At 65.8% G+C, this 23,149-nt stretch carries 23 protein-coding genes; 19 read left to right on the top strand and 4 right to left on the bottom strand.

All coding sequences use genetic code 11. The annotated features are described in order from the left end of the window. Positions 1 to 15 precede the first annotated feature (15 nt). The 14 genes from ACYVF5_RS12020 (at position 16) to ACYVF5_RS12085 (ending at position 12,026) form a co-directional block, all read left to right on the top strand. The gene (locus ACYVF5_RS12020; RefSeq protein ID WP_460946687.1) at positions 16 to 948 is read left to right on the top strand and encodes an ATP-binding cassette domain-containing protein; all 933 of its coding nucleotides are present in this window, start codon (positions 16 to 18) and stop codon (positions 946 to 948) included. After that, positions 945 to 1,757, top strand: a complete 813-nt coding sequence (locus ACYVF5_RS12025; RefSeq protein ID WP_460946689.1) for an ABC transporter permease — start codon at positions 945 to 947, stop codon at positions 1,755 to 1,757. Before ACYVF5_RS12020 ends, ACYVF5_RS12025 begins: the two co-directional genes overlap by 4 nt. A 112-nt stretch (positions 1,758 to 1,869) precedes the next feature. After that, positions 1,870 to 2,541 (top strand): L-threonylcarbamoyladenylate synthase, encoded by a 672-nt coding sequence (locus ACYVF5_RS12030; protein WP_460946691.1) that lies wholly within the window; start codon positions 1,870 to 1,872, stop codon positions 2,539 to 2,541. Continuing rightward, entirely contained in the window at positions 2,538 to 3,830 is a 1,293-nt protein-coding gene (locus tag ACYVF5_RS12035) for an MraY family glycosyltransferase (RefSeq protein WP_460946693.1), read from the top strand. The genes ACYVF5_RS12030 and ACYVF5_RS12035 overlap by 4 nt, the downstream gene beginning before the upstream one ends. Then, positions 3,827 to 4,273, top strand: coding sequence for a hypothetical protein (locus ACYVF5_RS12040; protein ID WP_460946695.1), 447 nt, complete (start codon positions 3,827 to 3,829; stop codon positions 4,271 to 4,273). The genes ACYVF5_RS12035 and ACYVF5_RS12040 overlap by 4 nt, the downstream gene beginning before the upstream one ends. Positions 4,274 to 4,439: 166 nt before the next feature. Further along, entirely contained in the window at positions 4,440 to 5,240 is an 801-nt protein-coding gene (gene atpB / locus ACYVF5_RS12045; RefSeq protein ID WP_460947017.1) for a F0F1 ATP synthase subunit A, read from the top strand. Between the two features lie 44 nt (positions 5,241 to 5,284). Next, the gene (atpE, locus tag ACYVF5_RS12050; RefSeq protein WP_108390493.1) at positions 5,285 to 5,521 is read left to right on the top strand and encodes an ATP synthase F0 subunit C; all 237 of its coding nucleotides are present in this window, start codon (positions 5,285 to 5,287) and stop codon (positions 5,519 to 5,521) included. A gap of 29 nt (positions 5,522 to 5,550) precedes the next feature. Next, positions 5,551 to 6,105 carry a F0F1 ATP synthase subunit B gene (locus ACYVF5_RS12055; RefSeq protein ID WP_460946697.1) on the top strand — a complete coding sequence of 185 codons (555 nt, stop codon included), beginning with the start codon at positions 5,551 to 5,553 and terminating at the stop codon, positions 6,103 to 6,105. Next, positions 6,105 to 6,896: a F0F1 ATP synthase subunit delta gene (locus tag ACYVF5_RS12060; protein ID WP_460946699.1), complete on the top strand. Its 792-nt coding sequence runs from the start codon at positions 6,105 to 6,107 to the stop codon at positions 6,894 to 6,896. The genes ACYVF5_RS12055 and ACYVF5_RS12060 overlap by 1 nt, the downstream gene beginning before the upstream one ends. Before the next feature lie 54 nt (positions 6,897 to 6,950). Further along, the gene (gene atpA, locus ACYVF5_RS12065; protein ID WP_460947019.1) at positions 6,951 to 8,588 is read left to right on the top strand and encodes a F0F1 ATP synthase subunit alpha; all 1,638 of its coding nucleotides are present in this window, start codon (positions 6,951 to 6,953) and stop codon (positions 8,586 to 8,588) included. Between the two features lie 3 nt (positions 8,589 to 8,591). Beyond that, on the top strand, positions 8,592 to 9,491 hold the full coding sequence (locus ACYVF5_RS12070; RefSeq protein WP_460946701.1) for a F0F1 ATP synthase subunit gamma: 900 nt from the start codon (positions 8,592 to 8,594) through the stop codon (positions 9,489 to 9,491). Between the two features lie 31 nt (positions 9,492 to 9,522). Further along, complete coding sequence (gene atpD, locus ACYVF5_RS12075) at positions 9,523 to 10,986, top strand: F0F1 ATP synthase subunit beta (RefSeq protein WP_460946703.1); 1,464 nt, start codon at positions 9,523 to 9,525, stop codon at positions 10,984 to 10,986. 2 nt (positions 10,987 to 10,988) lie between these two features. Further along, positions 10,989 to 11,258 carry a F0F1 ATP synthase subunit epsilon gene (locus ACYVF5_RS12080; RefSeq protein ID WP_460946705.1) on the top strand — a complete coding sequence of 90 codons (270 nt, stop codon included), beginning with the start codon at positions 10,989 to 10,991 and terminating at the stop codon, positions 11,256 to 11,258. Between the two features lie 24 nt (positions 11,259 to 11,282). After that, a complete protein-coding gene (locus tag ACYVF5_RS12085; protein ID WP_460946707.1) occupies positions 11,283 to 12,026 on the top strand; it encodes a YaaA family protein in 744 nt (247 codons plus the stop codon). A 24-nt stretch (positions 12,027 to 12,050) separates the two neighbouring features. On the opposite strand, the gene ACYVF5_RS12090 is transcribed toward ACYVF5_RS12085, so the two are convergent. Beyond that, positions 12,051 to 12,572, bottom strand: a complete 522-nt coding sequence (locus ACYVF5_RS12090; RefSeq protein WP_460946709.1) for a methylated-DNA--[protein]-cysteine S-methyltransferase — start codon at positions 12,570 to 12,572, stop codon at positions 12,051 to 12,053. A gap of 191 nt (positions 12,573 to 12,763) precedes the next feature. Here ACYVF5_RS12090 and ACYVF5_RS12095 point away from each other — a divergent pair, with 191 nt between their 5' ends. The 3 genes from ACYVF5_RS12095 to ACYVF5_RS12105 all read left to right on the top strand — a co-directional run bounded on the left by ACYVF5_RS12095 (position 12,764) and on the right by ACYVF5_RS12105 (position 18,108). Continuing rightward, a complete protein-coding gene (locus tag ACYVF5_RS12095; protein WP_460946711.1) occupies positions 12,764 to 13,942 on the top strand; it encodes a DUF4192 family protein in 1,179 nt (392 codons plus the stop codon). A 90-nt stretch (positions 13,943 to 14,032) separates the two neighbouring features. Continuing rightward, entirely contained in the window at positions 14,033 to 14,839 is an 807-nt protein-coding gene (locus ACYVF5_RS12100) for a PP2C family protein-serine/threonine phosphatase (RefSeq protein WP_460946713.1), read from the top strand. A gap of 218 nt (positions 14,840 to 15,057) precedes the next feature. Beyond that, positions 15,058 to 18,108, top strand: coding sequence for an FtsK/SpoIIIE domain-containing protein (locus ACYVF5_RS12105; RefSeq protein ID WP_460946715.1), 3,051 nt, complete (start codon positions 15,058 to 15,060; stop codon positions 18,106 to 18,108). A 42-nt stretch (positions 18,109 to 18,150) separates the two neighbouring features. Here the strand turns inward: ACYVF5_RS12105 and ACYVF5_RS12110 are convergent, their stop codons facing one another. Together ACYVF5_RS12110 and ACYVF5_RS12115 are read right to left on the bottom strand one after the other, a co-directional pair. Then, the gene (locus ACYVF5_RS12110) at positions 18,151 to 19,458 is read right to left on the bottom strand and encodes a mechanosensitive ion channel family protein (protein ID WP_460946718.1); all 1,308 of its coding nucleotides are present in this window, start codon (positions 19,456 to 19,458) and stop codon (positions 18,151 to 18,153) included. Positions 19,459 to 19,562: 104 nt separating this feature from the next. Beyond that, positions 19,563 to 20,597 (bottom strand): asparaginase, encoded by a 1,035-nt coding sequence (locus ACYVF5_RS12115; RefSeq protein WP_460946719.1) that lies wholly within the window; start codon positions 20,595 to 20,597, stop codon positions 19,563 to 19,565. Between the two features lie 56 nt (positions 20,598 to 20,653). On the opposite strand from ACYVF5_RS12115, the gene ACYVF5_RS12120 reads away from it, so the two are divergent. After that, positions 20,654 to 21,124, top strand: a complete 471-nt coding sequence (locus ACYVF5_RS12120) for an OsmC family protein (RefSeq protein WP_460946721.1) — start codon at positions 20,654 to 20,656, stop codon at positions 21,122 to 21,124. A gap of 34 nt (positions 21,125 to 21,158) precedes the next feature. On the opposite strand, the gene ACYVF5_RS12125 is transcribed toward ACYVF5_RS12120, so the two are convergent. Then, positions 21,159 to 21,974 (bottom strand): lysophospholipid acyltransferase family protein, encoded by an 816-nt coding sequence (locus tag ACYVF5_RS12125; protein ID WP_460946723.1) that lies wholly within the window; start codon positions 21,972 to 21,974, stop codon positions 21,159 to 21,161. A 130-nt stretch (positions 21,975 to 22,104) separates the two neighbouring features. On the opposite strand from ACYVF5_RS12125, the gene ACYVF5_RS12130 reads away from it, so the two are divergent. Continuing rightward, positions 22,105 to 23,097 (top strand): FKBP-type peptidyl-prolyl cis-trans isomerase, encoded by a 993-nt coding sequence (locus ACYVF5_RS12130; protein WP_460946725.1) that lies wholly within the window; start codon positions 22,105 to 22,107, stop codon positions 23,095 to 23,097. Positions 23,098 to 23,149 lie beyond the last annotated feature (52 nt).

Here is a 23,149-nt window from a genome sequence, read left to right on the forward strand (position 1 = left end):
AGTGGGAGAGACATCGTGACAACAGCGATCGAACTGCGCGAGGTGCGCAAGCGGTTCGGCAAGAACCAAGTTCTCGAGGGCATCACCCTGCGCATCGAGAGCGGGACCATCTTCGCCCTGCTCGGGCCGAACGGCGCGGGCAAGACGACCATCGTCAACATCCTGTCCACCCTCGTGAAGCCCGACAGCGGGTCGGTGACCGTGGCCGGACTCGACGTCGTCCGTGAGCCGGGGAAGGTCAAACAGGCGATCAGCCTCACCGGCCAGTCGGCCGCGGTCGACGAGTCGCTCACCGGCGAGGAGAACCTGCGGATGATGTCGCGCCTCTCCGGGCTCACCCGTGCAGAGGCGAAGCGGCGGACGGCGGACCTGCTCCAGCAGTTCGATCTGACGGGGGCCGCGCGCAAGCAGGCGAAGACCTACTCCGGCGGCATGCGCCGCCGCCTCGACCTCGCGATCACGCTCATCACCACACCGCCGATCGTGTTCCTCGACGAGCCGACGACCGGGCTCGACACCCGCAGCAGGCAGGAGCTGTGGGATGTCATCGGCGGACTGCGGCGCTCGGGGACCACGATCCTGCTCACCACCCAGTATCTCGAGGAGGCGGACCAGCTGGCAGACGACATCGCTCTCATCAACGGCGGCCGCGTCGTCGCACAGGGAACACCGGCGGCACTCAAGGCCCAGGTGGGAGGAGACGTCGTCGAACTGCGCGACGAGACCGAGACGATCGTCCAGGAGATCGGCACGGACGGGACTGTCCACGGCCTGCGCACCGCCCTCGACACGCTCGACCGAGCCGCCGCAACCGGCACGGTGTCGCTGCGCCGTCCCAGCCTCGACGACGTGTTCCTCACGCTCACCGATCCTGCGGCACCCACAGGCATTCCGTCATCCGACCCGCGTGAACGCTCGCGCGACGACCAGAAGGAGTTCGCATCATGACAACGCTCACATCTTCGGGCTTCGCCCCCGGCCGCTCGCGCACACCCGCTGCTGGTGTCACCGACCTCGTGTTCATCCGCCGCAGCATCATCCACTCACTGCGCGACGGGGAGGGCCTGCTGATGGCTGTTCTGCTCCCCGTGATGCTGATGCTCCTGTTCACCTTCGTCTTCGGCGGGGCGATGGACGTCGGTGGTGGAGGCGGTTACGTCGACTACGTCGTGCCAGGGATCATCCTGCTCTGCGCCGGCTTCGGGGCGTCGTCGACGGCCAGCTACGTGGCCCGCGACATGACGACGGGCATCATGGACAGATTCCGCACGATGCCGATCCGCGGGAACGCTGTGCTCACGGGGCACGTCGTGGCGAGCGTGCTGCGCAACCTGGTCGCGACGGGAATCGTGATCTGCGTCGGATTGCTCGTCGGGTTCCGCCCGACGGCGACACCCATCGAGTGGGTCGCGACCATCGGCCTGATCGCCCTGTACATCCTCGTGATCACCTGGCTCTTCGCGGCGATCGGCCTCGCGACGGGCTCGCCCGAGGCAGCGAACGGCTACGGCTTCATCCTGCTCTTCCTGCCCTACCTCTCGAGCGCGTTCGTCCCGGTCGGCACGATGCCGGACTGGCTGCAGCCGGTGGCCGAGAACCAGCCCATCACCCCGATCATCGAGACCCTTCGCTCACTGCTGATGGGAACGCCGATGGAAGACAGCGGCGTCGTCGCCCTCATCTGGTGTGCGATCATTCTGGCGGTCGCGATCGTCTGGGGCGCGCTGATGTTCAGGCGAAAGGCCGGAAGGCGGTAACGGCGACGAGAGGCGACCGCGGGCGGCGGGTTGTCCGTCGCCCGCACTCTCGTTCGCGGCTCACCGCTGACTCGCGGGTGGCCACCAGACGGGCACAGTAGAATCGTCGGCAATGTCCCGCATCTTCGACTGCTCCGTCAACGAGCAACTCCTCTCTGGCATGCGCCTGGCGCGCGGCGCCGTCGCGCGCGGCGAGCTCGTCGTTATACCGACGGATACGGTCTATGGGGTTGCGGCAGACGCGTTCTCCCCTTCCGCGGTGCAACGGCTCCTCGATGCGAAGGGCCGCACACGTCAGTCCCCTCCTCCCGTGCTCGTGCCGCAGGTGGCGACCCTGCACGCGCTTGCCGCTGAGATTCCGGATGCCGTCGAGAAGCTCGTCGAGGCGTTCTGGCCGGGCGGTCTGACGATCGTCTTGCAGGCACAGCCGTCGCTCGCGTGGGACCTCGGCGAGACGCAGGGGACCGTAGCAGTGCGGATGCCCGCGCACGACCTCGCGCGCGAACTGCTCGAAGACACGGGCCCGCTGGCCGTGTCGAGCGCAAACCTCACGGGCCGCCCCGCGGCGGCGACCGCAGCCGGGGCCCTCGAGATGCTCGGTGATTCGGTGTCGGTGTACCTCGACGGTGGCCGGTCCGGCGGCATCGCGTCGACCATCGTCGATGCGACAGGACTGAGCGTGCCAGATGGACTGATCACCGTGCTTCGCGACGGAGCGGTGAGTCGTGCCGAGCTCCGCGACGTCGTCGGCGATCTGCTCGACGGCGGTGCCGGCACACCATGATCCAGTACGCGCTGATCGCCGCCGTGACGGCTGTCATCACTTTTGCGCTCGCCGTGGTGGTCTACAAGCTCGCCCTTCGATACAAGTGGTACCCGGTGATCCGCGAGCGCGACGTGCACACCAGGCCGACGCCGAGACTCGGCGGGGCAGCCATGTTCATCGGGGTCGTCGGTGCGCTCGGCATCGCCTCGCTGAACCCGTTCCTCCAATCGACATTCCAGAACTCGGGCGTTGCGATCCTCGCTGTGCTCGGTTCGTCGCTGTTCATCGTCATCGTCGGAATCGCCGATGACATCTGGGACCTCGACTGGATGGTCAAGCTCGCCGCCCAGTTCATCGCAGCCGGCCTCATCGCGGCTGCCGGGGTGCAGATCTATTCGCTTCCGATCGGGGGCCTCACGGTCGGCTCGAGCTGGATGTCATTCGTGATGACCGTGTTCGCGATCGTCCTCGTGATGAACGCCATCAATTTCATCGACGGCCTCGACGGCCTCGTCGCCGGTGTGGGCCTCATCGCCAACGGCGTGTTCCTCGTCTACGGCTACCTGCTCGTCCGCGAGATGGGGCAGAGCAGCTTCTTCAACCTCTCGCTCCTCATCTCTGCGGTGCTTGTCGGGGTGTGCGCCGGGTTCCTCCCGCTCAACTGGCACCCCGCGCGGATGTTCATGGGCGACGCCGGCGCGCTCCTCGTCGGTCTGCTCATGGCGACGAGCGCCATCGCGATCACCGGCCAGATCACGCCGGGCGCACTCGGCCAGGGCGTCGACGGAACCGCGACCATCGGCCGCAGCCAGCTGATCGGTGCGTTCATCCCGATCATCCTGCCGTTCGCCATTCTCGTCGTCCCGCTCCTCGACTTCGGTCTCGCCGTCTTCAGGCGCCTCCGCGCGGGAAAATCACCGTTCAGCGCCGACCGCAAGCACCTGCATCACCGGCTGCTCGACATGGGGCACTCCCACTTGCACGCTGTCCTGATCTTCTATGCGTGGACGTCCGTGCTGTCGATCGCGTGCCTGCTCTTCTTCGTCTTTCAGCCGTACTGGTTCGCGCTCGGGTTCCTCGTCGTCGGGGTGGTGGTCTGTGCGGTCATCACGCTGATGCCGCTCGGCCGGCGCAAATCGGCGGAAATCGGGGCGCAGAGCGCCCCGGAGGGGACCGCGGCAGCAGAATCCCTCGCCAAGGCGGATCCGCTCGACGAAGCGGCAGACGCATCTGTGCACAGCACGGCGACAGAAGATGCCGCGGCCGACGGCACAGACACGATGGCCACGACGGAGGACACACCATGATCTCGGACAAGATATTCACCAGCAGTCTGCGGTGGAGCGGGGTCATCGCACTCCTGCTCGCCGTGGTCTCTGGAGCTGTCGGCTGGTTCGCCGACAACGAGCGGGGCCTGGTGAGCGCCCTCCTGGGCACCGCGATGTCTGTGGCGTTCCTCGCCATCACCTCTGCGAGCATCCTTCTCGCCAACCGGTTCGCGAAGAGCGAGCTCTACGTCGGGGTGTTCTTCGGTGTGGTCATGGGCGGATGGCTTGTGAAATTCGTGTTGTTCCTGGTGCTCGCCTGGGTGCTCACCGAACAGGAATGGGTGAACAACCTCATCCTGTTCCTCAGCGTGATCGCCGGTGTCATCGCCTCGCTCGTGGTGGACGTGATCGTGCTCTCGAAGTCGCGAATGCCATACGCGAGCGACGTGAAGCTCCCCGGCGAAGACGGCGACGCGCGCTAGTCGTTCCCGATTAGCAGCGAGTGGTTTTCGTTTGCTACAGTTTGTAGAGATTCCCCTCACCTTCATCGCCTTCGAGGCGTTTCGGTCAGGTTTCTTTCCATCAATCGTCGCCGCGAGAGCCGAGCTCCACGCCCCGAATCAGGAGAAAGCGCTGATAGCAAACGCTGTGAACCTGCTGGTCCCGACCGCTGCCGAAGACGATAGTGGTTTTCACCCGCCGTCGATCGCGGAATTTTTTCCTGGACCGCTGCTGTTCGAGGGAACTCCGTTCGAGATCGACCGGATCATGCTTGTGCGATTCGTCGCCGTCATCGCGCTGCTTCTGTTGTTCTGGCTCGGCACGCGACGGATGCGTGTTGTCCCCGGACGGTTCCAGAGCCTCATCGAGATGGGCCTCGATCTCGTTCGCGTGAACGTGGCTGAAGACCTGCTCGGCAAAAAAGACGGCAAGAGGTTCCTGCCGATCCTGTCGACGATCTTCTTTATGGTGCTCTTTATGAACATCACGGGAATCATCCCGTTCCTCAACATCGCCGGAACGAGTGTGATCGGCGTGCCGCTGGTGCTCGCCGTCGTGGCGTATGTGACGTTCATCTACGCCGGCATGAAGAAGAGCCCAGGCAAGTTCTGGAAGAACTCGCTCTTTCCCGCCGGCGTGCCGTGGCCCGTCTACATCATCGTGACGCCGATCGAGTTCATCTCGACCTTCCTCATCCGCCCCGTCACCCTCACGCTGCGACTCATGATGAACATGATCGTCGGGCACCTGCTGCTCGTGCTGTTCTTCGCGGCGACGCAGTTCTTCTTCTTCACCGCCGGAGGGCTCTGGACGCTGCTCGGCGTCGGAAGCCTCGCCTTCGGGTTCGTCTTCACCCTGTTCGAGATCCTGGTGGCTGTCCTCCAGGCCTACGTCTTCACCCTGCTCACCGCGGTCTACATTCAGCTCGCGGTCGCTGAAGAGCACTAACAGACCTGGCAACCGCCAGGTCTCCATCACGGAAGGAAACACACGTGGACGCAACAACCGTTCTCGCCGAGATCAACGGAAACATCGCGACGGTCGGTTACGGTCTCGCAGCAATCGGCCCCGCCATCGGCGTCGGCATCGTCGTGGGCAAGACCATCGAAGGCGTCGCCCGCCAGCCTGAGCTCGCGGGTCGTCTGCAGGTTCTGATGTGGATCGGTATCGCCTTCACCGAGGCGCTCGCCTTCATCGGCATCGCGACCTACTTCATCTTCACCAACTAGTCCCCGCCAGTAGTAAGTAAGGAGGCTCCATGCTTCACGCAGTACTTACCGCTGCAGCGGAGGACGAGACCGAGATGAACCCGGTCATTCCGGCGACCTACGACATCGTCTGGTCCGCGGTCTGCTTCGTGATCATCCTGATCGCGTTCTGGAAGGTCTTCCTGCCGAAGATGCAGGCCATGCTCGACGAGCGTTCAGCGGCCATCGAGGGCAACATCGCGAAGGCGGATGAGGCTCAGCGCAAGGCGGACGCCGCGCTCGAGCAGTACACGGCACAGCTCGCCGAGGCCCGTCAGGAGGCCGGCGCCATTCGTGAGGCCGCTCGCGAAGACGGCAAGCGAATCATCGCGGAGGCGAAGGAGCAGGCCACCATCGAGGCCGGCCGAGTCACAGCGAGCGCGCAGGCGCAGATCGAGGCGGAGCGCCAGGCGGCCGTGGTGTCGCTTCGCAGCGAGGTCGGTTCTCTCGCACTCGACCTCGCGGGGAACGTCATCGGCGAATCCCTCACCGACGACCAGAAGGCATCCGCCATCGTTGACCGCTTTCTCGCGGACCTCGAGGCATCGGAGAAAGCAAACACGTAATGGGTAGCGCTACCAGAGAAGCACTCGCCTCGTCGACCAAGGCCCTCGAGGCACTCGGCGCGGTCGGCCTTGAAACCGCCGTCGGGCTGTTCGAGGCTGGTCGTGTCGTTGGCGACTCTGCGCAACTGCGCGCGCTCATAGCCGACCCGGCCGCCGACCCGGACGGCAAAACCGCTGTCGTCGAGCGGGTGTTCGGCGCTCAGCTCGATCCGTCCGCCCTCACCGTTCTGACGGCTGTCGCGCGCGAGCGCTGGTCGAATCACGACGAGCTGCTCGCCGGAATCGAGGAGCTCGGTCTGCGCGCGGCTGCACGTTCGGCCAAGCCCGCAGCGATCGATGCCGAGCTCCTGTCGTTCGCCCGCGCGGTCGCGAGCGATGCAGACCTCGAACTGGCCATCGGATCGAAGCTCGGCCAGACGTCGTCGAAGGTGTCACTCGTCGAGAAGCTGCTCAGCGGCAAGGCGACCGGCCAGACCCTCGAGATCGTGAAGCATCTCGTGCAGCAGCCAAGGGACAGGCGCATCGGCGAACTGCTGCGGAACGCGGCGCGAATCGTCGCGGACGAACTCGGTTACACGGTCGCAACGGTGACAAGCGCGTCGCCGATCAGCGACGCACAGCTCAAACGGCTCGAACAGACGCTCGCGGCCACCTACGGTCGTGCGCTGAGAATCAGCCAGGTCACGGACCCGCAGCTTGTCGGGGGATTGCGCGTGCAGGTCGCTGACGACGTGTTCGACGGCAGCATCCAGTCCCGACTGGCCGAACTCAAACTCCAGCTTGCCGGCTGACGCCGGAAACGATGAACTCAGAAGACCTCGGTCTTCACATAGATAGGGAAGATGATGGCAGAACTTACGATCAGCCCCGACGAGATCCGTGATGCTCTCAAGGATTTTGTGAAGGCCTACGAGCCTGGCGCGGCGTCGAAGACAGAGGTCGGGTATGTCACCGACGCCGGTGACGGCATCGCGCACGTCGAGGGTCTCCCGGGGGTGATGGCGAATGAGCTGATCCGGTTCGCAGACGGAACACTCGGCCTCGCGCAGAACCTCGATGAGAACGAGATCGGTGTTGTTGTGCTCGGCGAGTTCACCGGCATCGAAGAGGGCATGGAAGTCACCCGCACGGGTGAGGTGCTGTCTGTGCCCGTCGGTGACGGATACCTCGGTCGCGTCGTCGACCCGCTCGGCACACCGATCGACGGCCTGGGTGAGATCGCCGCCGAGGGTCGGCGCGAGCTCGAGCTTCAGGCCCCAGGCGTTATGCAGCGCAAGAGCGTGCACGAACCCCTTCAGACCGGCATCAAGGCCATCGACGCGATGATCCCCGTCGGCCGCGGACAGCGTCAGCTGATCATCGGCGACCGCCAGACCGGCAAGACGGCCATCGCGATCGACACGATCATCAACCAGAAGGCGAACTGGGAATCCGGTGACGTCGACAAGCAGGTCAGGTGCATCTATGTCGCGATCGGACAGAAGGGCTCGACGATCGCCGGTGTGAAGGGTGCGCTCGAAGAGGCCGGCGCGATGGAGTACACAACCATCGTCGCCGCTCCCGCGTCAGACGCCGCCGGGTTCAAGTACCTCGCTCCGTACACCGGATCGGCCATCGGCCAGCACTGGATGTACAGCGGCAAACACGTTCTCATCATCTTCGACGACCTGTCGAAGCAGGCCGAGGCCTACCGTGCGGTTTCGCTGCTGCTCCGCCGCCCGCCGGGCCGCGAGGCATACCCCGGCGACGTGTTCTACCTGCACTCCCGCCTGCTGGAGCGTTGTGCGAAGCTCTCAGACGAGCTCGGCGCGGGTTCGATGACCGGCCTTCCGATCATCGAGACCAAGGCGAACGACGTCTCTGCATACATTCCGACCAACGTGATCTCGATCACCGACGGTCAGATCTTCTTGCAGTCCGACCTGTTCAACGCCAACCAGCGTCCCGCTGTCGACGTCGGCATCTCGGTCTCGCGTGTGGGTGGAGACGCACAGGTCAAGAGCATCAAGAAGGTCTCGGGCACTCTGAAGCTCGAGCTCGCTCAGTACCGTTCGCTCGAGGCGTTCGCGATGTTCGCGTCCGACCTCGATGCAGCCAGCCGCCGTCAGCTCGCTCGCGGTGCGCGCCTGACCGAGCTGCTCAAGCAGCCGCAGTACTCGCCGTATCCGGTCGAAGAGCAGGTCGTCTCGATCTGGGCGGGCACAAAGGGCAAGCTCGACGAGGTGCCCGTCGAAGACATCCTTCGGTTCGAACGCGAGCTGCTCGACTACCTGGCCCGCAACACCAGTGTGCTCGACACCCTCCGCGACACGAACGTGCTCGATGACGACACCGTCGCCATCCTGGACGCGGAGGTCGACAAGTTCAAGCTCGAGTTCCAGACCGGAGAAGGCAAGCCGTTGAACGGTCCGGGCTCCGAGCAGTTCGAGGAGCTGCCAGAAGAGGACGTCAACCAGGAGAAGATCGTCAAGGGACGTCGATAACAGATGGGCGCACAACTTCGGGTCTACACGCAGAGGATCAAGTCTGCGCAGACGACCAAGAAGATCACCAAGGCGATGGAGCTCATCGCGGCTTCACGCATCCAGAAGGCGCAGGCGCGTGTGGCCGCCTCCGGGCCGTACTCGCGTGCGATCACGAGGGCGGTCTCCGCTGTTGCCACGTATTCCAACGTCGAGCACGTGCTCACGACCGAGCCCGAGAAGATCGAGCGCGCCGCCGTGGTCATCTTCACGTCTGACCGCGGTCTGGCCGGTGCGTTCAATTCGCAGGTTCTCCGTGAGGCCGCCGAGCTGACCGAACTGCTCCGCAGTCAGGGCAAAGAGGTTGTGCACTACGTGTACGGGCGTAAGGCCGTCGGGTACTTCAACTTTCGCAAGCACCCGATTGCGGCGGAGTGGACGGGGGGAGCGGAGAACCCCGACTTCGAGACGGCACAGCAGATCAGCCGGACCGTTCTCGATGCGTTCCTCACCGATGCGTCAGAGGGCGGCGTCGACGAGATCCACATCGTCTACAACCGTTTTGTGAGCATGATGACCCAGACCCCCGAGGTCGTGCGCCTGCTGCCGCTCGAGGTCGTCGAGGGCGTCGAGGAGCCGGAAGGCAACGCTGTGCTCCCGCTGTACGAGTTCGAACCCGATGCAGAGAGCGTGCTGGATTCCCTGCTGCCGGTCTATTTCGAGAGCCGCATCTTCAACGCCATGCTGCAATCTGCCGCTGCGAAGCACGCGGCCACTCAGAAGGCCATGAAGTCGGCGAGCGACAACGCCGACAAGTTGATCACCGACTTCACACGCCTGCGCAACAACGCGCGTCAGGCCGAGATCACGCAGCAGATTTCTGAGATCGTCGGCGGAGCCGACGCACTGTCCTCCGCCAAATAGAGCTTTCGACAACGAAGAGAGAAGAAGAGCAATGACAACAGTTGCCCCCGCCGAGCAAGAGGCGGAGCAGAAGGCCCCAGGCGTCGGCCGCGTTGCCCGCGTGACCGGCCCCGTTGTTGACATCGAGTTTCCGCACGACGCGATCCCCGAGATCTACAACGCGCTGAAGACCACAATCGTCCTCGGCGAGCAGTCGACGGAGATCACCCTCGAGGTCGCCCAGCACCTGGGAGACGACCTCGTTCGTGCCATCGCCCTCAAGCCGACGGACGGCATCGTCCGCGGCCAGGAGGTCACCGACACGGGTGCGCAGATCTCTGTGCCCGTCGGCGACGTCACCAAGGGCAAGGTGTTCAACGTCATCGGAGAGGTTCTGAACCTCGAGCCGGGCGAGACCCTCGAGGTCACCGAACGCTGGCCGATCCACCGCAAGCCGCCGCCGTTCGACCAGCTCGAGTCGAAGACGCAGCTCTTCGAGACCGGCATCAAGTCGATCGACCTGCTGACCCCCTACGTGCTTGGCGGAAAGATCGGGCTGTTCGGCGGTGCGGGTGTCGGCAAGACCGTTCTGATCCAGGAGATGATCCAGCGTGTGGCGCAGAACCACGGTGGTGTCTCGGTGTTCGCCGGTGTCGGTGAGCGCACCCGTGAGGGCAACGACCTCATCCACGAGATGGAGGAGGCGGGCGTCTTCGACAAGACGGCCCTCGTCTTCGGACAGATGGACGAGCCGCCCGGAACGCGTCTTCGCGTCGCCCTGTCGGCCTTGACCATGGCCGAGTACTTCCGTGACGTGCAGAAGCAGGATGTTCTGCTCTTCATCGACAACATCTTCCGCTTCACGCAGGCCGGTTCAGAGGTATCGACACTTCTCGGCCGTATGCCGTCTGCAGTGGGTTACCAGCCGAACCTCGCCGACGAGATGGGTGTGCTTCAGGAGCGCATCACTTCGACGCGCGGTCACTCGATCACGTCTCTGCAGGCGATCTACGTGCCGGCCGACGACTACACCGACCCGGCACCCGCGACGACGTTCGCGCACCTCGATGCCACAACCGAGCTGTCGCGTGAGATCGCGTCGAAGGGGCTGTACCCCGCGATCGACCCGCTGACGTCTACCAGCCGCATCATGGACCCCCGCTACCTGGGCGAGGACCACTACCGTGTCGCGACGACAGTGAAGCAGATCCTGCAGAAGAACAAAGAACTTCAGGAGATCATCGCGATCCTCGGTGTCGACGAGCTGAGCGAAGAAGACAAGATCACCGTCTCGCGGGCACGCCGCATCCAGCAGTTCCTCTCGCAGAACACCTACATGGCGAAGAAGTTCACGGGCGTCGAGGGTTCGACGGTTCCGCTGAAGCAGACCATCGAGTCCTTCGACGCGATCGCCAAGGGTGAGTTCGACCATGTCGCCGAGCAGGCGTTCTTCAATGTCGGGGCGATCTCAGACGTCGAAGAGAAGTGGGCCAAGATTCAGAAGGAGAACGGCTGATCATGGCCACTTCTGGTCTGAACGTCAGCGTTGTCGCAGCTGACCACGAAGTGTGGTCTGGCGAGGCGTCGATGGTCGTCGCGAGAACCGTTGAGGGCGAGATCGGCATCCTGCCCGGTCACGAGCCGATGCTCGCCATACTCGCCCAGGGCGAGGTGCGCGTCACACTCGGCAATGGCGAGAAGGTGACAGCGAGCGCTGACGACGGTTTCCTCTCGGTAGAGAACAACATGGTGACTGTTGTGGCGGGCAACGCCGCGCTCGTCGCGTAACACCCGGAATCACCCGCGAACCCCGTGCTCATCCTGCTGCCTCCGTCTGAGACGAAGCGCACAGGGGGCACGGGGCCTTCGTTGTCTCTGTCTCGTCTGCGCTACCCCGAGCTGTCTGATCACCGTCGGGCGCTGATCGACGCGGTCGAGGCGCTTGCCGGCGACACGGAGGCCTCGATCGCCGCGCTGAAGCTCGGTGCCACCCAGCATGGCGACGTCGAACTCAACCGCCGTCTGTGGTCATCACCGACCCTTCCCGCCCTCGACCGCTATACGGGTGTCCTGTTCGATGCGCTCGGTGCGGGCAGTCTCGACGCCCGTGCCCGCGCGTTCGCCGCACAGCACGTTGTGATACATGCCGCGCTCTTCGGCCCCGTCGGCGCTCTCGATCCCATTCCGGCGTATCGGCTCTCACACAATTCGCGTGTGCCCTCGGTTGTGCTCGCACGGCACTGGCGAGACGCCGTCGAGGCATCCCTCCTGGGCTCAGACGGCCTGGTGCTCGACATGCGGTCAGAAGCATACGTCGCCCTCGGCCCGGCGCCCTCGCGGCCCGAGTCCGTGTACCTGCGTGTGCTGACCGAGGGGGAGTCCGGGGTCAGGCGGGCCCTCAACCACTTCAACAAGAAGAGCAAGGGCGAGTTCACGCGCTCCATCGTGCAGAGCGGGCACGACTTCGCATCGGTCGACGAACTCGTCGCGTGGGGCCTCCAGAGTGGCTGGCGTCTCGAGCCGTCCGCAGACAGGGAACTCGCCCTGGTCGTCTGACCGGCCGCACGGCCTTCTCGACGGTCAGGGCGACCGCCGGAACTCGATGTGCTCGTGGTCGAGCAGCCACTCCTTCACGCGCACACCGTCGCCCACCGAATAGCCGGTGATGTGCCCGTGTGCCGCGAGCACCCGATGACACGGCACAAGGATCGGCAGCGGGTTTGCCGCTATCGCTCCGCCCACGGCACGCCCTGCGGTGCCTGCTCCCGCTGTGTGGCCGAGCCGTCCGTATGTCGTCGCCTGCCCGTACGGAACGGCCATGAGCGCCTTCCACACGGCGTGCTGGAACGGCGTGCCCTCGAGCACCAGGTTCAGCGCGAAGGACCGCCGCCGTCCGGCGAAGTACTCTGCGAGTTGGGCCATGGCAGAGTCGAGGAGTGGTGACGGTCTCTCGGGGATGTCGGCGTGCGGCAGTTCCCCATCACATTCCACGGAGAGCCGTGTGATGCCGTCGCCGTCGCTCTCGATCTGGATCCTGCCGAGCGGGCTCGTCATCCTCGCGAGCCTGACGGGTGTGTCGAAGAGGGTGCTGTGTGCGATCATGCGGGCCACGCTACGCATTCCGCCCCGGCCGGCGGGCGAGGCGGCCTGATCTGTGGAAGCCGGCCCGCGGCATCCTGGCCTGTGCAGGAGCCGCGGGACGGTGGTTCTGCACAGGAGCATCGTCCGACGCTGAACTCCACGGCTTCGTCTGGCGGTCCCGCCCGCTCTGACCGGCGGGTGAGACTCTCCGTATGACGACGATTCTGAAAGCCCCGTCCGCCGCCGATTTTCTCGCCCTCGTCCCCCAGCTCGCCGGTATGCAGCCGACTGAGAGCATTGTGCTCGTCGCGTTCAGGGGAAACCGGACCTGCGGGGCACTGCGCGTCGACCTGCCGACCGATGCGGTGTCGGCAGAAGAACGCGAGACCTCGGCCACAACGCTCATCGGGCTCATCTGCAAGATTCCGAGAGCGGATGCCGTTGTGCCCGTTGTGTACAGCGACGGGGGATACAGCCCCGTCACGGGGCCACCGCACTCCGATTATGTCGACATGCTGGTGGCGCGGTCCGTCGCCTCCGGTTTTCTCGTGAGGGACGCCCTCTGGGTGGGTGAAGACAGCTGGTCTCGATATGGCGACGGTGACGATGGGCCGCATCCGATCGCCGAGGTCGAGGATTCGCCGCTGCACAGGGCGATCCGTGAGTCGGGCGAGGAGCGCGAACTTCTCGATATCGAACGCGAGAGTTCACTGCCGGCGGCCGACTTCGAGAGCAGGGAGCGCACCTGTATGCGTTTCAACAGGACCACGGCGGCGGGTGTGCACTCGTCTTCTCTGTCGGAAGACCGGGACCTCGCGGCCGTTGACGGCGTTCCTGCCGACGGGGTTCGCGTCGGCGACGTCCTTGCAGACGTTGTGGACTTCGCCGAGAGCGTTCTCGCTGAAGAGGCTCCCGCCGACAACGGGTCTTCGTCACGGATCGACAACGTCGCCCTCGTCGGCGTTCTCGCTCGATCACCTGTGACTCGTGATGCGTTGCTGGCGACATGGGCCTGGGGCGTCGAGACCGGCGACGCCGTGTGCCGGCTGAACACCAGATACGCGGCGGGAGAGCCGATCGAGCACGACCTGCGTGCCGGGTTTCTTTGTGGTCTCGGAATGCCCCGCCCCGATCCCGAGCGGATCCAGGCCGCCATCGAGCTTATGAAATACGCCGTCGTCAGGCTCCCGCGTGTGACGCACGCACCGCTGCTGTGCATGATCGGCTGGCTGCACTGGAGCCTCGGCCGCGGCTCGATAGCCGGAAGGTGGGTGGACAAGGCGTGTATCGCAGACCCCGCATATCCGCTCGCACACTTGCTCGCGACGTTGCTCGCCACCGGTCACCTGCCCGACTGGGCATACGAGACGCGCACGGAATCCGCTGAATGAGGTGAGACCATCCTTGTGCCGTGGCTCATCGGCACCCCGCGAACCGTTACTATTTTGAGAGACGGCTGAACGAGGCCGAGAGGACCAGCAGTGACAGAGCCCGACGTGAGCACAGGCGCGCATAGCGTCGATGTGCCCGGTGGCCTGCCCGTCGAGTTGCGCTGGGCTTCCGTCACAGATACCGGCCGCAAGCGCGAGGTCAACCAGGACGCCCTGATCGTCAGCTATCCGCTGTTCGCCGTCGCCGACGGCATGGGCGGGCACGAAGCCGGAGAAGTGGCCAGTGCGGCAGTGATCTCGCGATTCAGCGAAGCGGTTGCACGCGGGGAGCGCCTGAGCCGCGGATCCGTCGAAGAAGCGCTCCGTGGCGCCGTCGCCGACATGTTCGAGGCCGTCGGCGAATCGGACCTCGGCACGGGCACCACCGTCACCGGGCTGCTGTTCGGGTTCGGCGACGAGTCCGCCCCCGCCTGGACCGTTTTCAACATCGGCGACTCCCGCGTATACAGGCTGCTCGGCGATGAACTCGTGCAGGTGACGCTCGATCACTCGGTTGTGCAGGAACTCATCTCGATCGGCGCGATCACCCCTGACGAAGCAGAGACGCATCCGCACGGGAATGTGATCACCCGCGCGGTCGGGTTCTCCGAGGAGCCTCTTCCCGACTACACGGACGTGGCCATGGCCGACCGAGCGCGATGGCTGATCTGCTCCGACGGCCTCACAAAAGAGCTCACGGATTTCGGTCTCAGGCATTTTCTGATGAACTCGGAGACCCCGGAGCAGGCCGTGCGCGCCCTCGTGAGCGCCGCACTCGAGAACGGGGGTCGTGACAACATCAGTGTGATCGTGCTCGACGAACTCGTTCTCACCGCAGACGGCGACACAGAACGCTGACACCTGGGCATCCTGCCCCTCGCACAACGAGTTGCGCGGTTGTGTCGCTTCGTGCGCCGCGGGGCGTCAGCTGCCGCAGGTCGTCCCGTCGCAGGCGGCCGTCGGCCATGGGAACACAGCTCCCGCCGGCGTCCTGCACGTCCCGAGCCGTCGATGACGTTCTCCACGGACATCTGTGATGTGGCCACCACCCGATCGGACTCTGCTCGACTCGAGACATGGTCAGAGCTCCGCACCACGACTCACCGTCGGTCCAGCCCGCAGGGTCGGCTCGGACGCCGGAATCGCCGTCCTCCGTTCCGCCGGTCGACGAGCCGATCGCCCTGCCGACCGAACCGACGGCGCAACCGCCGGCGCCGTTTCCCGTTGTCGCGTCGTTCGCGCCGGTCCTCGCCTCGGGAGTGATGTGGTTGATGACGCACTCGCCCTACGTGCTCGTGTTCGCAGCTCTCGGCCCGATCGTGGCCATCGGCGGAGTGATCGACGGACGCTGGGGATCGAAGCGGCGACTGCGTCGCGACACACGTGAGTTCGAGCGTCAGTGCGAGCGTGTGGCCGATCAGATCGCGTGTCGGCATACGGTGGAGCGCCGGCAACGCGGCAGTCTGACACCTCGGATCTCGGTTCTGCTCGATCGAGACGACCGGGGCGCACGCACAGCCAGGTGGCGCGCACCCGTCGGCACCCGCACGGTCATCGTCGTCGGGGAGGGACAACAGCCCAGCCGAATCCGGGTCGACGGAGCGGTGACTGAGCAGACCAGGCGCCTCACCCTGCAGGCCGCGGTCGTCTCGGGGGTGCCCGTTGAGCTCGACTCCGCGCGCGGCATCGGTGTGGCCGGGCCTACGGTTCTCGGCAGGGCGGTCGCTCGCGGACTGCTCCTGCAACTCTGCGAACGGATGCACCCCGGTGTCGCCCACGTTGTTGTGCCGGCAGGGTCCGCCTGGAGCTGGGCGGCAGAACTGCCGCACGCGATGGCGGCCGGCAGCCCCGAGGTCGTTGTGCGTGTGGTCGACGCGGAGAGACGTGACGTGACCGCCGCATCGCCCGGCGGCCATCCGCCTGCCGGAACGGATGCAGTGGCCACGCCCGCCACCGAGACGGCACCGGCCGGCATTGCCGGCGGTGAGACCGGGGGCACCGAGGTCGTCATTGCCATCGACGAGAACGTCGAGCGTATTCCTCCCCGCTGTGCGGCGGTGATCGACGTCACCGGCGCGGACAGCGCGGTTCTGCACGAGGCGTCTGCGCTGCCGATAGCAGTCGACCTCGTGACTGAGGCGCAGGCATCCGCCCGTGCCGCCGAGCTCACCAGCCATGCTCGCTCGCTCGGCCTGATCGGGTCTCGTGCCCACCTCGCGAGATCCGTGGCGTACAACGACGCGGCCGCCGCGGCGCTTGCGACGCCTTCACCCGGAGGAGAACGCGGACTGCAGGCCGTCGTCGGAATCGGTGAGCGTGGTGCCGTGGCGCTCGACATCGTCGCGGACGGACCCCATGCCATCGTGGGAGGCACAACGGGAAGCGGCAAGAGCGAACTGCTGATCACCTGGGCGGCGAGCATCGCAGACAGATATCCACCAGAGAAGGCGACGCTGCTGCTCGTGGACTTCAAGGGCGGCGCCGCCTTCGCCCCTCTGACGGGCCTGCCGCACGTGGTCGGGGTGATCACCGACCTCGACCAGGCCGAGGCGACACGTGCCCTCGAGAGTCTCAAAGCGGAGGTCAGGCATCGTGAGCACGTTCTGCGTGAGGCCGGCGTCCGCGACATCAGTGAAGCGGGTGACCGGTTGCCGCGGCTGGTCATCATCGTCGACGAGTTCGCCGCCATGCTCGACGGCTTCGCCGAGTTGCACACCGTGTTCACCGACATCGCCGCTCGCGGCCGGTCCCTCGGAATGCACCTCATCCTCTGTACCCAACGGCCGGCCGGTGTGGTCAGGGAGTCCCTGATGGCCAACTGCGGACTGCGACTCTCGCTCCGGGTGAACAACCGTGCCGACTCGGTGAGCGTCGTCGGAACGGACGCTGCGGCCAGGCTGTCCGCGACGATTCCCGGTCGGGTGGTCATCGCAGAAGACGACGGAACGACCATCGCGCAGGTTGCCACAGTGACGAGCGTCGAGCTCACGCGGATCGCGACGCGATGGAGCGATCCCCGTCGGAGGGTGCGACGCCCCTGGCTCGATCCGCTCCCGGAGACGGTCGATCTCGGCAGCCTTCACAACGCGGGGGATCACACGACGGGGTACGCGTTCGGGTTGTCGGACCTGCCCGATCAACAACGCCAGGCGACGGCCAGATACCAACCGCACTCGGACGGAAGCGTTCTGGTGCTCGGCACGGCACGGACGGGCAAGACCACCGTGCTCGACACTCTCGAACGGAGCATGGCAGACACCCTCACGGTTGTGCGGATCGGCGATCACGATGAGCGCACCTGGGACGAGGTCTCGCGGCTCGCCATCGGCATCAGACGCGATACGCTGCCCGCGTCAGGGACCGTTCTGCTCATCGACGACCTCGACGCCGTCTGCGCCAGGATCGACGACGACTACGCCACAGAGCTGCGCGACGGCGTCGTCCGTCTGCTGAGGGAAGGCCCGGGACGACGGCTGTGGGTGATCGTCACGGCCAACCGCCTCTCTGGGCCGCTCACACAGCTCAGCAGCTTCGCCGGAAGCGTTCTTATGCTCAAACAGGCGAACAGGCAGGAGCACAGCGGGGCGGGAGGAGATCCGCGGTTCTGGAACGAGAACAGACGGCGGGGGAGTGCGATCTGGCAGGGACGGGAGACCCAGGTGGCGCGGGTTGCGGCGTCAACGCTTCACCCGCCGCGAGAGGCCGACCCAGAGGGGTTCGAGCCAGAGGTGTTCGACGAACGGGCGGCGGCGGTCACCGTGATCGTCTCGCGATATGCACGGGAGCGAGTGGCCTCTCTGCACCGTCGGCACCCAGACCGCGCGGTTCGAGTCGCCGGCCTTGCAGAGGCGGGCGCACAGCAGCCGGGACGCCTCACGGTCGACAGCCTCGACCTGCAGCGCGGGCCGGTGGTGATGGTCGGCGACACCGAGCAATGGCAGGCCCAGTGGGCGCTGCTCACCGCGCTGCGCCCGTCGGCGCACCTCGTGTTCGAGGGGTGCACACCGGCGGAGTTCAGGGCGATCACGAGGATCAGGGACCTGCCGCCGCTGCTCGCCCCGATCAGAGGCCGGGCCTGGTGCCTCGATCCGGGCGGGAAGGTGACGCGGGTGAGTCTGGCGCCGTAACGCGAGCTCTTGTCAGACGACGTATTCCTGCGTCGGCCCGGGTCACGGGCGTCGGCCGGGATCCTCGAGCTCAGAGAGATCGATGAGCCGAGTATCTGTGCGCTTCGCGTCGGTGTGCCTCGTGTTGATGCGGCGTGTGTCGGTCTCGGCCGGGTCGAGTTTCGCCGCGTCGAGTTCGTCCAGTTCGGCCGCATCGACCGTGCCGATCGGCCCCGTGAACTGGCTCCCGCGCTCGTCAGCGGCCGGGTCACCGCTGAACAGACCCTGATTGCCCTCTGTGTCATGCGATTTGCGCCGGCTCGGCATACGCTCGGCTTCGATCATCTGCACACGCGTCCTCGGGAGCGACGACGGGCTCGATCGGTGGAGCCACTCGATGAGCTCTTCACGCACCATGCACCGCAGATCCCAGAGCTTGCCGGAGTCCGCAGCGCTCACGAGAACGCGCACGCGCACGAAGCCGCCCACGGCATCCGTCACCTGCAGCACACATGTCCTGCCGTCCCAGAGATCGCTGCCCGTCACCACACGCTTGAGCTCTGCGCGCATCTGCTCCGGCGTGACGCGCCAGTCCAGGTCGAACTCGACAGCACCGAGGAGCTCGGAGTCTCGTCTGGTCCAGTTCTCGAACGGCGTTGTGGTGAAGTAGGTCGACGGCAGGACCATGCGGCGGTCGTCCCAGATGTGCACAACAACATAGGTCAGCGTGATCTCTTCGATCTGACCCCATTGACCATCGGCGATCACAACGTCGTCGATGCGGATCGCGTCGCTGAACGCGAGTTGCATGCCGGCGAACACGTTCGCGAGTGTCGACTGCGCTGCGAGGCCGGCCACGATGCTCACGAGGCCCGCACTGGCGAGCACACTGGCGCCGAACGCGCTCGCACCGGGGAAGGTGAAGAGGATCGAGCCGATCGCGATGATCACGATCAACGCGATGACCAGCCGGCGCAGGATGAGCACCTGTGTGCGGATGCGGCGGGCCACACGGTTGTTCGGTCCGTCGATGCGGTAACGGTTCAACCCGAGGTCGACGAAGAAGAGCGCGAGAGAACAGACGAACCACGCGGTGATCGCGATCGTCGCGATGAGCAAGAGATGGTCGACCAGCGCCCACCAGTCGGAGTCGCGCGCCTCGGCGGGAAGCCCGATGGCCAGACCGGTGCGCACGGCGATCACGAGAACGAGTGTGCGCAGGGAACGCCGGACACGCCTGATCAGCGTGTTCGCCCACGCCCGTCGTCTGGCCACCAGTCGCACGACAAGGGCGGCGGCCAGATAGAGAAGCGCGGCGATGCCGAGCGCAGAAACCAGAGAAATAAGAAGGTCGATCCATGACTGGGCCATCACACCATCGTCGCAGGCCGCGCCCGAGGGTTCACAATCGGTTCAGCGGATGTGCAGGAAGCGCACAAGGTACGCACCAGGTCGCTTCTGCACGTGCCTCGTGATCAGCCGAGAAGAGGCGAGACCCTGATGCCGCCCACCGGCTTCCCGCCCCCTAAGACGGCGAGCCCGAGGTCTGGCGCGACGGTGTCGACGTCGGCCGCAGAGATCGCACCGGCGCGCGCCAGCAGGTGCAGGCCGACGATCGTCGTCGCTCGTGATCCTCCATCGAGCATCTTCAGTGCGACAGTTGTGCCGTCGGGCGCCGCCATCACCATAACGCCCTCCGCACCGCCCTTCGCGAACACGCCGAGCCGTTCGATCACCGTGGTGTTCGCTCGGCCGTCGCCGTCGATGGCCCACGCATTCTGCAGCACCGCCTCGCAGAGGATGCCCGCATTGCGATAGATCGCGAACGGTGACGACGGCGACGAGGTGCGGACGCGCGCGATCCCGCGGGCGAGCGCCGTCAGCGAGATCGCGAAGACCGGCGCTCCGCACCCGTCGACGCCGGTCGCGGCGGGCCGTTCCCCGGTGAACCGCTCGATGACATCCTTCACCTGCAGCTGAAGGGGGTGAGCCGGATCGAGGTAGGTCTCGACGGGCCATCCGTTCTGCACGCAGGCGAGCAGCATGGCCGCGTGTTTGCCCGAGCAGTTCATGTGCACTGGCGACGCGCTGCCGTTGACGCGGACGAGCTCGGAGCGGGACGCCTGGTCGAGAGGCCACTCTGCGGGGCACTGCAGGGCGTCTTCGGTGAGTCCGGCCTGGGCGAGAATGCTCCTGACGACCGAGACGTGGCGCGGCGTTCCGGCGTGGCTGGCCGTGGCGAGCACGGCAGCCGCTCCCCGAAGGCCGACACCGGCGTTCATCACGGCTATCGCCTGGAACGGCTTGAGCGTCGATCGAGGAAAAACCGGTGTGCTGACATCGCCGACCTGGCGGATGACGTCCGCGTGCTGGTCGATCACGATGGCGGATCCGCTGTGCCGCGACTCGACGAAGCCGCTTCTGACGACGATGGCGAGTTCATGCGCGCTCGCTGCGGTGAACGTCTCGAGAGGGGGACCTGCATGGTTCGACTGCGTCTGGCTGCTCACCCGGTCAAGCGTAACGTCAGCTCACATCCAGCGCCCGCGCATGCGACACTTGAGCCATGTTGGGCGAACATCTGTACAGCGTCGACGTGAGATGGCTGGGGAACACCGGCACCGGCACGAGCGGTTACCGCGCCTACAGCCGCGACCTGGTGGTCGAGGCGGCGGGGAAGCACCCGCTCGAGGGGTCGGCAGACAAGGCCTTCCACGGCGACGCGTCGAGGTGGAACCCCGAAGAGCTTCTCGTGGCCGCCCTCGCACAGTGCCACATGCTGTCGTACCTGCACGTGGCTGTCACCGTCGGTGTTGTCGTCACTGCATACGAAGACCGCGCGGCGGGCACCATGCGTGAAGACGGCGCGAGCGGCGGCGCGTTCACCGAGGTGATGCTTCGCCCCGTGGTGACCGTTGCAGACTCCTCCATGGTCGACGCGGCGCGAGAGGCGCATCACAGGGCGAACGAGCTGTGCTTCATCGCGAGATCGGTGAGCTTTCCCGTGCGACACGAGCCCGAGATCGTTGTGGGCTGAAACCGGCGGGCGAGTCGTCGGCGGTTGGTGGCGACTACATCCGCTCGGGTCGCCAGACGGCGCGCTTCAGCCTCTCGATGGTGTCTGCCGGCGGTGACTCGTTGTATGCGTTCGCGAGTTCCTGCCCGGTGAGGTCGTGGATGGCCGACATGATCTCGTCTGTCGCATGCCTGCGAGCACGTCCGCTCGTCGCCGGGCCGTGACGGCTCACATCGAGGGGCGTGCCGAAGACGATGGTGGCGCGGGGCGAGCGTTTCGGCATTCTCGTTCCGACGGGCATCACCTCGTCTGTTCCGATGAGCCCGACGGGAACGACTCTCGCCCCCGTTGCGAGGGCGAGCCATGCGACCCCCGTGCGGCCCCGATAGAGGCGGCCGTCGAGCGATCTGGTGCCCTCTGGGTAGATCGCGAACGCGCCACCGCTCTCGAGGACCCGTCGGCCCTGGTCGAGGGCCTCCTGCGCCGCCTGACCTGCGCCGCGCCTCACCCCGATGGCGCCGATAGCGCTGAAGAAGGTGCGGGTGACCCAGCCTGAGACCCCTTTGCCCTCGAAATAGCTCGACTTCGCCAGGAACCGCACTCGCCGGGGAGCGGCGACGGGAATCGCGATGCTGTCGATGAACGACAGATGGTTGCTCGCGATGATCACCGGCCCCGTCTTCGGAACGTTCCGGCGCCCGGAGACACGCGGCCGGTAGATCAGCCGCACGACCGGAGCGAGAACCGCGCGCCCCAGAAAATAGACGAAACCGGGCGAACCCGCGTGCGCGTCGTTGTGTGTATGGGCGGGGGATGCCGTGGCGCTTTCGGCTGCATCACGTGCGTTCGTCTCTGAATCCGGCCCTGACATCCGTTCGACCCTATGCCCGCGCATATGCCGATCCGGGCATGAAGTGCGGGTGTGTCTGCGGGTGCTTTTCAGGTGAGGCATAGTCGGGTAGGGGAGAATGAGCCCCATCTCATCGTGAGCCTCTACGTCTATGAAAGCGAGCCTCGTGCGCACCAGGGTCCCCGTTCTCGCCGCTGTCGCGGCATCCGCCCTGCTTCTCTCTGCCTGCGGCGGTGAGCCCCAGTCGACCGCGACAGGAGGCTCCTCCTCTGCCGACCTGAGCTGCCACGACACACCCAGCGGAGGCGCCGTCGACGACGTGAGCGTGTCGGGCGAGTTCGGCGCGATGCCGACGGTGGAGTTCGAGAGCGGGCTCAGCACAGACGAGACGGTCAGGAAGAGCGTGATCGAGGGCGCCGGCGCCGAGGTCAAACCCGGGGACATGGTGATGGCCGACCTGACGATCTACAACGGCAGAACCGGGGAGGTCGTCTCGCAAACGCCGTACTCCGGCTCGGGAATGGGACCTCTTGATGTGGACGAGAACGAGTTCATCACCGGCCTCGTGCGCACGCTCGAGTGCGTTCCCGAGGGATCGAGGGTCGTCTCTGTTGTGTCGAGCGCAGACGGGTTCGGCGAGCAGGGCTCGTCCGACGGTGCTGTGCTCGACGGCGACTCGCTTGTGGTCATCGCCGACATCCTGAGGATCGTGCCCTCTGTCGCGACCGGAGCAGAACAGCCCCAGCCCGACGGTTATCCGACGGTCGAACTCGACGACGAAGGCGTCCCCACGGTGACGATCCCGGACGCCGAGCCCCCCGCAGAGTTGCAGCTCGCCGTCCTCAAACAAGGAGACGGCGAGAAGGTGCAGGACGGCGACACCGTGACGGTGCAGTACCAGGGTGTCAACTGGCGCACCGGCGAGGTGTTCGATCAGAGCTGGGGCACGGGCGTGGCACAGTTCGCGACCAATGCCGTGATCCCCGGGTTCACGGCGGCGCTCGTCGATCACGAGGTGGGGTCGCAGGTGCTCGCCGTCATTCCGCCGGACCAGGGCTACGGCGAGGCCGGCGAGCCGGATGCGGGCATCGAGGGCACAGACACCCTTGTGTTCGTCGTCGACATTCTCGCCACCAGTCGATGACGTCTGGACGACGACCGGACGAGCACAATCGACGGCCACCGGCCCCGGCTCT

This window comes from Okibacterium endophyticum (genome assembly GCF_054780075.1).